The 9,579-nt window shown below is 62.8% G+C and carries 7 protein-coding genes; 1 reads left to right on the top strand and 6 read right to left on the bottom strand.

The window, feature by feature from the left end; translation table 11 throughout:
* Positions 1-36: 36 nt before the first annotated feature.
* Both ACFZAI_RS16180 and ACFZAI_RS16185 read right to left on the bottom strand, forming a co-directional pair.
* Positions 37-1,686, bottom strand: coding sequence for a mucoidy inhibitor MuiA family protein (locus tag ACFZAI_RS16180; protein ID WP_391567830.1), 1,650 nt, complete (start codon positions 1,684-1,686; stop codon positions 37-39).
* A 166-nt stretch (positions 1,687-1,852) separates the two neighbouring features.
* Positions 1,853-2,752 (bottom strand): LysR family transcriptional regulator, encoded by a 900-nt coding sequence (locus tag ACFZAI_RS16185; protein ID WP_391567832.1) that lies wholly within the window; start codon positions 2,750-2,752, stop codon positions 1,853-1,855.
* A gap of 105 nt (positions 2,753-2,857) precedes the next feature.
* On the opposite strand from ACFZAI_RS16185, the gene ACFZAI_RS16190 reads away from it, so the two are divergent.
* Positions 2,858-4,138, top strand: coding sequence for an MFS transporter (locus tag ACFZAI_RS16190; protein ID WP_391567834.1), 1,281 nt, complete (start codon positions 2,858-2,860; stop codon positions 4,136-4,138).
* Here the strand turns inward: ACFZAI_RS16190 and ACFZAI_RS16195 are convergent.
* From ACFZAI_RS16195 to ACFZAI_RS16210, 4 genes are all read right to left on the bottom strand, one after another.
* Positions 4,114-5,157: a hypothetical protein gene (locus tag ACFZAI_RS16195; RefSeq protein ID WP_391567835.1), complete on the bottom strand. Its 1,044-nt coding sequence runs from the start codon at positions 5,155-5,157 to the stop codon at positions 4,114-4,116. The genes ACFZAI_RS16190 and ACFZAI_RS16195 overlap by 25 nt on opposite strands.
* Positions 5,151-7,946, bottom strand: coding sequence for a toxin VasX (locus tag ACFZAI_RS16200; RefSeq protein WP_391567837.1), 2,796 nt, complete (start codon positions 7,944-7,946; stop codon positions 5,151-5,153). The genes ACFZAI_RS16195 and ACFZAI_RS16200 overlap by 7 nt, the downstream gene beginning before the upstream one ends.
* Positions 7,943-8,875 (bottom strand): hypothetical protein, encoded by a 933-nt coding sequence (locus ACFZAI_RS16205; RefSeq protein ID WP_391567838.1) that lies wholly within the window; start codon positions 8,873-8,875, stop codon positions 7,943-7,945. The genes ACFZAI_RS16200 and ACFZAI_RS16205 overlap by 4 nt, the downstream gene beginning before the upstream one ends.
* A gap of 44 nt (positions 8,876-8,919) precedes the next feature.
* A partial coding sequence (locus ACFZAI_RS16210) for a hypothetical protein (RefSeq protein ID WP_391567840.1) occupies positions 8,920-9,579 on the bottom strand: 660 nt, incomplete at its 5' end.

Consider the following 9,579-nt stretch of genomic DNA (forward strand, 5'->3'; position numbering starts at 1 on the left):
CCGCCTTGTTGCGTTTCAGCCTTTAAGCGCCGGGAATCAAATGCCCGACACGTCAATATCGCCCGGGTAGTCGATCGAGAACTTCAGGACGGTTTCGCGAGACTTGCCCGGCTCCATTTCCCATTGCCAGACGAGCTTGCCGTCTTCTTCGCGCTTGACGTCGCGGCCGGCGGGCGACAACAGCTTCACCACGATCTTCTCGTTGCGCGACACGGGCAGGCGGTCCTTGAACGACACCTGTTCCTTCGTCGCCTTGTTGTTTTTCACGGTGATCTTGTATTCGTAAGTCACGCGCTTTCCGCTACCCGAAAAACCCGTGCTTTCCGTATAGCGGTTGACCAATTGCCGCTTGATCGAAATGCCGTCGTCCGCACCCAGCGCCAGCTCAACCTTTTCGCCCGGCATCACCGCTTTCATGGCGCTTGAGGCCACGAACGCGTCGTCCAGGAACGTGTTCAAGGGGCCGGGCAGGAAGGGGAAGTCGGTGTTGTTGCTGGCTTGAGCGGTCAGGAAAACCGCTTCACGCAAGCCCGGCGAGGCCTGGTACTGCAACGTGGCCGGCAGCTTGGCGCTGGCGATGGCGACGCGTTGCGAAGTGTTGTCCGAGGGCAGAGTCGCCGGGTTGCGGATCTGGAACGACGCGCTGGTGGCGTCGTTCTGCAATTGGGATGTCGCGACCTCGATGGCCTCGGCCGCGGGTTCAGCCAGGGCGACGTCCGCATAGGCTTGTGGGGCAGGGCGCATGCGCTTTTGCATCATTTCGCCCGCCACGGACGGCGCGGGAGCGGCGGGCCGGGGGGGCGACGGCGGCGCGGGCGGGGGCGCCACGTCAATGATCCACGGTTGCAGCGCCGGTGCGCCGCCGCCCAGCGCGGGCCGCGCGGTGGACAGCGTGAGCTTCACGTTGTTCCAGTCTTCGCCGGTGTTCTGGCGGATCACACCGAAATAGCCCAGATCGACATTGCGGTCGGCAGGGCGCAAGCGGGCATCGTAGGCTGGCGTCCAACGCGCGCCGCCCACGGCGTACGACACGGCCAGGTCGACCTTGCCCGCGCGCGCCAGGTTCACGCGCAGCGTGACCGTTTTGGTGCGGCGGCTTAACTGCCCCTGCACGGCACTCAGCTGGCTCTGCAAGGCGTTCAGTTCGCGTTCCATCACGGCCCTGCGTTCGGCGACTTGGCGCAGGCTGGCCAACGTCTTGCTCAGGGTGTCTGCGCTAAGCGTCTGGATGGCTTTAAGTTCGTCCAGCGTCAGGCGCGCAGCGTCTTTCGACGGCTCGGTGGCGCCACGCTGCATCATCAGAACCAGTTCACGCTGGTTCTCCAGCACAGTGGCTTCGTCGTCCAGCTCGGCCAACTGGCCTTCCAGCTTGCGCACCTGTTCTTGCAGCGTCCGCACGCGCTCGTTGGGGGTATCGGCTAGATATGCGTCGCGCACCTTGACGTCAAGCAGCGCCGCCTGGCCGGTGCTCTTGGCCGAGACCTGCAAGGAATTCTCTTGCAGCGTGGCGGGCAGATTCTCCAGCACCAGTTCATGTTCACCGGCAGCAAGCTCACTGGTGGCGTTGCGCGTCACCACGGCCCGGTCCTGATAGACCGTGACCGCGCCAATGGAAGAGGCCAGCCCGGCCGCCGCGCCCAGGCCAGGAATCGTTGCGAGGGCCAAGGCCAGGAGGGTACGTCGCACTAGGTCACCTTTAGGAAGGGTGGTTCGTTAAGTGGGTTTCGCGACACCCGTGCCGGTTGTCAGGGACGGATCGCCAATAGCGCGCCAATTTACTCCGCTGTGCGTTCAGCGGGTTTACAGGACGTGACAAACGCGACAGGGCAATACCGCCCCATTTTGCTTGCCGTCAATCGCGCTCCGGATGAGCCAGCCGGCGCAGCATATCGACGGCATTGACGGCCGCAATTGAGCGGTCGTGCCGCCGATACGCCATGTCCAGCAAGGCATGCGGCGCGTCGCCCTTGATGGGCCGGTATTCAATACCTTCGGCACCCATGTGCCGCATCGCGGCCGGCACCACCGAAATCCCCACGCCAGCGGCCACCAAACTGACGATGGACGCCATTTGGGGCGCCTCTTGTATGACGCGCGGCGCAAAGCCCGCCCGCTGGCAGGCGGATTGGATGGCGTCGTACAGCCCCGCACCAATGGGGCGCGGGTACAACACGAAATCCTCGTCCGCCAGCGCCGCGATCGGAACGCTGCGGCGCCGGCTCAAGGGGTGGTCCGGAGGCAAGGCGACAAGCATGGGTTCGTCCAGCACGCGTTCGGATTCAAACTCCGCGTCCAGCAGATAGGGGGGCCGCACAAACGCCACATCCACTTCGCCCAGCCGCAGGCCGCGCAGCAACGAAATGGTGTTGCTTTCGGTGAGGGTGACGCGGACGTCGGGGTAGCGGTCGCGATAGGCGCGAATGGCGCGCGGCAGGTACGGGTGGAACACGGCCGATGCGGTAAAGCCGACGGTGATGGCGCCGCGCTCGCCACGCCCCAGGCGGCGGGCGGTGTCGATGGCCCGATCCGCGCTGGCCAGAATGGCGCGCGCGTCTTCCAGAAACTGCGCGCCGGCTTCCGTCAACGCGATGCCGCGCGGCAGGCGCAGAAACAGCGGCGTGCCGATCTCGCGTTCCAGCTGCTGAATCTGCTGGCTAAGCGGCGGTTGCCCGATCCCCAGCCGCGCCGCCGCCCGCGTGAAGTGCAGTTCTTCGGCAACGGCCGTGAAATAGCGCAGGTGGCGAAGTTCCATCGTTTTAAAATATAGGCAAGGTGGGTTTCATATATTGGACATATGCAGGGCAAAAGTCTACTTTTACTGCACGGGCTGCATGCCCGTTGTCATTCGAGAACCCTGATGTCTACCCCCTCTGCCAGTTCCTCCACCGCCGCATCGCCTGAATATCTGGCGCGCGGCACGCCTGGGCTGCGCCGCGCCCAATGGGCCTTGTTCGCCGCCGGCTTTTCCACCTTTTCCTTGTTGTATTGCGTGCAGCCGCTGATGCCGATGTTCACCGGCGCGTTCGGCGTATCGCCCGCACAAAGCAGCCTGGTCTTGTCGCTATGCACGGGCCTCTTGGCCATTGCGATCTTTTTTGTCGGCCTGTTCTCGCAGGCCTTGCCGCGTAAACGCATCATGGCGCTGTCACTCTTCGCCTCGGCTGTGCTTGGCTCCATCGCCGCCGTGGCGCCGGACTGGCACAGCCTGCTGGCGCTGCGCGCCTTGCAGGGCGTAGCGATGGGCGGCGTACCCGCCGTCGCCATGGCGTACCTGGCCGAAGAAGTCGAGCCGGACACGCTGGGCTTTGTCATGGGTCTGTATATCAGCGGCAGCGCGTTCGGAGGCTTGTCCGGCCGCGTCATCACCGGTTTGGTCTCTGACCACTTTGGCTGGCGCGCGGCAATGGGCACCTTGGGCGTGCTGGGTATCGTGGCGGCGCTGCTGTTCGTGTGGCTGCTGCCCGCATCGCGCCGCTTCACGCCGCAACGCGGCAGAGGCTGGGCAGGCGTGTTGGGCGACATGCGCGCCGGCGTCGGCGCTCACATGAAGAATGGCCCGCTGTGCGCGTTGTTCGCCATGGGCGGCCTGTTGATGGGCGCCTTCGTCACGGTCTACAACTACGTCGGCTTTCGCCTGCTGTTGCCGCCGTTCTCGCTCAGCCAAACATTCATCGGCTTCATCTTCGTCGTGTACCTGGTGGGCATCTTCGCGTCCACGTTCTTCGGCCGACTGGCCGACCGCCACGGCCGCGGCCCCATGCTGTCCGCCGCCACCGGCTTGGCGCTGGCGGGCTTGCTGCTGACGTTGTCCGATTCTCTCGGGATTCTGATCGCCGGCATCGTGCTATTCACGTTCGGCTTCTTCGCCGCGCACGCCGTGGCCAGCGGCTGGGTCGGCCAGATGGCACGCGGCTACAAAGCGCTGGGCGCATCGCTGTACCTGCTGGTGTACTACGTGGGCTCCAGCGTGCTGGGCGCCTGGGGCGGCCACTTCTGGGCGGCAAACCAATGGCCAGGCGTCGCGGCGATGGCGGGCGGGCTGCTGACGCTGGCGCTGATCATTAGCGCGGGGTTGGTGTGGCGCACGGGTGGCGTGCGCGGCGCGAATTCCACTCATCCCGCGGTACTGCGCGGCTGAACCTGCCTGCCGCGATGGTCGACAAAGATCACGCCTTTGTCCATGCCGACGTAGCGGTAGAAATAGCGGGTGCTGGATTTGACAGGGCGGGTGTCATAGCCGGAAAGATCAGCGCCGGGCGCGCACAGACGCTCGACTTCTTCGGGCCAGCGGAAGGAGTTGGCTTTGTGCTTGATCCAGCGGTCCAGCAGGGGTTTGAGGCTCAAGAGGTTGAAGCAGACATCCCAGATCAGGAAGATGTCGCTGAGCCTGCCTGTCCGCACGACTGGATTGTCTCCGGTGGGCTTGCCGACTAATCCTTCTTTGACCATCTTTGGGTTTGGCTGGATCGCGTCCAGGCCGTGTTCCATATAGCGGCGGATGAATTCCAGGCGGGTAAGGTTGCCGTCCAGGGAGTTGTCGTGCGCGTCAAAATCTCCTTCAACGATGAACGGCACTTTCCTTTTTCTTACGCGCTCCGGGTCCAATTCCGGCTGGCTCATGATGTCGGCGTACGGAACAGGAAAGTACAGCCGCAAGCGATAGTCATGACCGAGCTCGGTGTAGGGTCTGACGTCACGCCATGGAACATGCACGACCGAATTCCCGTAGGTGACATGGACCAACTGTGCTTGGCGGTTGAACCGAATGCGGCTTTGCGCCATGCCGCCTCCCATCCAAAGGAAGAACCACGCGATTAGAGAAAATGGAACGCAAATAAACACGCCGCTTAGGTGAAATTCATTAAACAACGGCGCCATGACAAATACGATCAGCAGAGACATCGGTACTCCCAACGTGGACACTTGCATCAGGAACGTGATCTGACCTTCCACTCTGGGTTCGATGTAGCGGTCATTGAACTGTTCTGAGTCCGATACATCGTCGAAAAAGCAGACTTTGTCTGGTTCCATGGCGTAGGTGATATCCGGCAAAGCGGCGTGATCAGTACGCGCGTCCAGCGCCGCGCATTGGCGGATGAATTCGACTTTGGCGTCAGGAACCGTAGCAGGATCAATGACGCGAAGTTGCTTCACCATAGCTGGCTCTCTTGCATCACGAAGTCGGCGTCCGTGAAACCGTTGGGTCGGTACTCCACGTTGGTTTTCCCGAGCACGGTATTGGTGGTGATGCTGATGATGCCCACACCATTTTCAACAGAGACCAGCTTCGGATCTTCATAGCGTCTGGTTGGCCCGATGAAGTTCTCCACGCTCGCGGCGTGCTGTTGAGTGATCGTGTAGTGGCTGATTTGCGGCTGCCATCCCGGTAGGCGAACCGTGATCGTGCGTGCATCTTCGGGAAGGCCGACTCCGTTGGAGATCATTTCGATTGGCTCCAGGCTGCGAGCGATCTTAAGGACAGCGACGTCCGTTTCGATGGTCGGTTCTTGGAACAGTCGGTGGAATTCGTGAAGTTCCTGTTCGTCGCTGGCGAACGGGGCGTGTTTACCCTGGATGCCCCAGATGCTGCGTGCGATCCAGGTTGTGACCTTTGCTTCGTCGGCCGCAGATTGATGAGCATGACGAAGCACAAAGTAAAGGGCCTCCACCGCCAGAAGTATCCAACCGATGGGGCCGGCACCTAAACGGGCGACTGTAGCGCCCGCACGAAATGCGGAGAAGCCCGATTCAGCCCATCCAACGAGAAATCGGGCATTTAGCTTTCCTGATAAATGCAGAAAACCGACTGTTCCCGCCATCATTTGCACAGAACCGCTAGCAAAGCTGATTCCAGCTGCCGATCCCGTGTCTTTGTATGCAGCTTCCCACCAATCCTTCGTACCAATTGCTAACGCTGCTGCTGCCGCGGCGCCAATGGCGCGCAGCTCCCAGCGCTTGGCAACCTTGTCAAACGCCTCCGCCAAGTCCGACTCCCCCCTCAGCTTCGCCAAATCCCGCTGCTTCTCAAAGTGCATTCGCGTCATCGACACCCCGGCCGCGCTGACGCCCAGCACCCGGCCGGTTGCATTCAGTGCGTTCCCTAGCGTCAGCCCGTCCTCTTTTCCCAGCGCCCGGAACGCTTCGCCCGCGCTGTACACCGTGGCGAACGCGGCGACGCCGCCCAGCGACAGCTGGACGTTGTGCCAGAAGCGAATACGTTGAGGCAGCGTTCTGACCTGGGCGAGTTTTTCCTGTACGTCCTGCGTGTCGTAAAGCGTGACAAGCGTATGGGCCGCCCGGTCCACGGTTTTCGGGCGGAAGCCGTTGACGCCTTTCAGGCCCATCTGGTCGCGCACCCAGTTGCCAACGTCGGACAAGGGGACCTCGTGTGCACGGGCGATGGCGCCGTCCAGCACCTCCATGATGGGCCGGTACACGCTGGTCCAGAACGCGCCGGGGGATTTGAGTTGGCCCTGGGCAACGAGTGCCCCCAGCATGACGCTCAACTGATGAGACGCGCCGTCGGCGGGCAGCGCTTCCAGGACTTTTTGCAGGGCGGCCAGCGCGGCGCTGGAGGCTTGTCGGATAGGGCCCGCGCTGAGCTCGGCGTAGCTGATCACTTCCTGAGCGCCGAAGACGGCTTTTTCCAGCAGTCCGGTGGGGCCGGCGGGGCCAACCTGTTCAAGCAGGTAGGCGTTGCCGGCTTGGCAATGGATGAGCGCGGGAAGGGTGTGCCCGACCAGGCAACGCAGATCAAGATGGCCGATCGTGTCGGGCGCGTGGGTCGCGATGATCACGTCGAACAGCTCACGTTGGTCGTTGAACACTGTCCAGAGGTCAGTGGCGGCGCGCCTGACGGCTTCGGTGTAGTGTTTGAGTTTTTCTGGATGCGCTTCTTCAAACCGCTTGCGCTCGGTATTGCGAGCGTAGGCAAGACGCTTGCGTTGGGCGGCCAAGCCGGCCTGGTAGGACCGCTCGCGCCCAGCCTTGTTGCTGCCTCCGGGGATATGCGGCGGTATCGCGCTGCGAATGACGTCGTTCTTTTCCGCGTAAAGCTCGGCCTCGCGTCGTTTCAGGCTACCGAGTTCGTCGATCATTTCCGACACGCGGAGTTTGCGTGCGGCGTCGGCGCTGTAGGTTTGAAGTTGATCCAGACGGCTGCCCACCAGAACGTTGAGCTCGCTGAGCATGCCCGCCAAGTCATGAACGGCCACGGCTTTGGGAACCAGGTCAGTGCGGGGCCGGGCGGCGGCGCTCATCGCGTTCAGGATGGATTGAAAGCCATCGGTGTCCGGCTGGCTTTCGCTCCAGGGATACGGCTTGGGCGCGTCTGGGAGCGCCGGCGCCAACTCTGGCACCTGGCTTAGCAACGATGCCGGGAAGACGTTGGCTTGCGCCACTTGCTCCACATTCACCTGCGTGGACAGCAGGCTGCGCCATCCTGCGCTGTCGTTCTCGATGCGCCATAGCGCGGCGTGGCTGAGGATCGTATCGGTGATCCGCACATGAACGGTGTCGTCTTCGACGCCGGGTGGCACCAGCAGAAAGCGCGCCGCGCCAGCTTCGTCGGGGGCTTGTGCGCGCCCGGGTACGTCGGCGGCGTAGTCGGCGTCGGTCCACCAGATGGGCGCGAAGCGGATGTTGTCGGTGACCTGGTATTGACGCGTCCACATGCGTCCGTGCTGGCGAAAGAACAGATAGACGTAGCTGCGCGGGCGCAGCACGCGCAAGCCAACAGACTTGCCATCGATCAGCTTGGGGTAAAGCCCAACGGTCAACGTGTGGAAGACGTTGGCGTCGAGCGACTTGTCCGTGATGCCATACCGCAAGGGATACAGCGGGATGCCCCGTTCGCAGGGCGGCGGGGAAATGGCTTTGCCCAGTTGTTTGGCGCTGGGGTGGGGCGGTTGCAGCGCCTTGGGGCTGGCTGGTAAAGCGTGGCTCATGTCGCCAGTCCTGATGCGGAGGCGGGCTGAATCTGATTCAGGCGTTGTTCCGCGTGATGCAAGCGTTGCAGGCCGGGCACCGCTTGCTGGGTCAAGAGCTTGCGCAATACGGCGTCCTTCTCGAAAGGCTGTTGGGGAAAGCGCAGCCGCAGCCCGATGTAGTGGCGCACGTCGCGCTCGATGACCAGGCCAATTTCACTGGCCTCGTTGGTGAAGATGTCCAACTGACGCAGCAGCTTGGCTTGCGCAGCGGGATCGGTGGCCGCGAGATCTGGGGGAAGGGTGCGCCGGGCTGTCTCGCGCATGAACCATTCAAAGCTCGCCTGGTTGATCGCGTTTTCGTCGGCTTCATGCAGGGTGTAGATGTCTTCATAAGCGGACGCCGGCGCAGCATCAAAGGCGCGAAGGTCGACGCGCAGCCATTGCGCGCCGTCTACGTCAGCCGTGCGCCAGGTCACCCCGCGAATTGGACCTATCAGTTCAGATAGCCGATGGGGCGCCAGCCCCTCGCACAGCTCTTCCAGCTGGCGCGTCGCGGTAAGACTGAAGCGCAGCGGCAAACCGTCGGGCGCGTTCATACGGTGCAAGCTTTGCAGGCGGGTGCTGGCGTGAGCATCATCGGGCGCAATAATCAGTACTCCCAATTGCCTAGGCGCCCAGTCCTCAACGAAGCGTTGCAGCAGATCCGCGTTGACCCGCGTCAGCAGCGGACCGTGGCGGTAACCCGGCGACGTATAGGCCCACGCGGTGTCGCGCCACAGCCAGTGGTGATCGAAGGCGGGCGTCAACGCCACGACCTGTTCTTCGAGTTCGGCGTCTTGTGCGCCATCCAGCCACAGCCACCCTTGGCCGGCCTCAGCCAGCGTCTCGATGCCGGGCGCTTGCGCGGGCTGCACGATGCGGCGCGGCCATCCGGGATGCGAGGTCATGGGGGGATGCGACGTAATGGGGGGATATAACGTCATGGGCGGCATCACGCGGCTCCCATGCCGCAAGGGCAGGGCACCCGTGGGCAACTGCCATCCGGCTGCATGGCGCAGAGCCGGTCCATGGCCAGCCCCGGATTGGGCGCGCCAGCCATGGATGGTGCGCTGGCTCCGCCAGATTGCTGGCTGATCGGCCCCTTGATTTTGATGGCGACGGCGTCAATCGTGATGCCGCCGCCATCAATCGTGATTGTCCCGCCCGGCCCTTTAATGACGGCGCGCTGGGCGGACTGCAATTCATACACTGCCGTCTTGCGCGCTATGCGCTGACCCGCATGCAGCTGATGATGCCCCTGCACCGTGTGTTCCACATTCCCGCTGGTGTCAATCCAGTGGTTGGCCGCGGTCTTGTCACGCCGGTTGTTGCCGACGTGTTCGGTGCGGTCTTTGCCCGTCATCACCGTGTGATTGCGCCCGATCGTCAGAAAGTCATCCTGGCCGATGTCGTGACGCCGGTCGTGTCCGATGTGCACGTGTTCGTCATTGCCCACCGTTTCCTTGCGGTCGTGGCCGATGACGATGGTTTCGTCATGCTCCACCTGTTCGCTGCGGTCATGGCCGACGAAGGTGGTTTCGTTGTGGTTCACATGAATGTTCTGGTCTTTTTGCGCATGGACGTAGATCTCTTCCTGGTCCCGTTCGTCTTC

The sequence above is a fragment of the Achromobacter sp. NPDC008082 genome (assembly GCF_042957345.1).
Classification (GTDB): Bacteria; Pseudomonadota; Gammaproteobacteria; order Burkholderiales; family Burkholderiaceae_B; genus Achromobacter; species Achromobacter kerstersii_A.

What these genes read in the sequence shown, in the direction of transcription:
- ACFZAI_RS16195 (WP_391567835.1), bottom strand. Translation starts at nt 5,157, where the DNA reads ATGGTGAAGCAACTTCGCGTCATTGATCCTGCTACGGTTCCTGACGCC.
- ACFZAI_RS16205 (WP_391567838.1), bottom strand. Translation starts at nt 8,875, where the DNA reads ATGACCTCGCATCCCGGATGGCCGCGCCGCATCGTGCAGCCCGCGCAA.
- ACFZAI_RS16190 (WP_391567834.1), top strand. Translation starts at nt 2,858, where the DNA reads ATGTCTACCCCCTCTGCCAGTTCCTCCACCGCCGCATCGCCTGAATAT.
- ACFZAI_RS16185 (WP_391567832.1), bottom strand. Translation starts at nt 2,752, where the DNA reads ATGGAACTTCGCCACCTGCGCTATTTCACGGCCGTTGCCGAAGAACTG.
- ACFZAI_RS16200 (WP_391567837.1), bottom strand. Translation starts at nt 7,946, where the DNA reads ATGAGCCACGCTTTACCAGCCAGCCCCAAGGCGCTGCAACCGCCCCAC.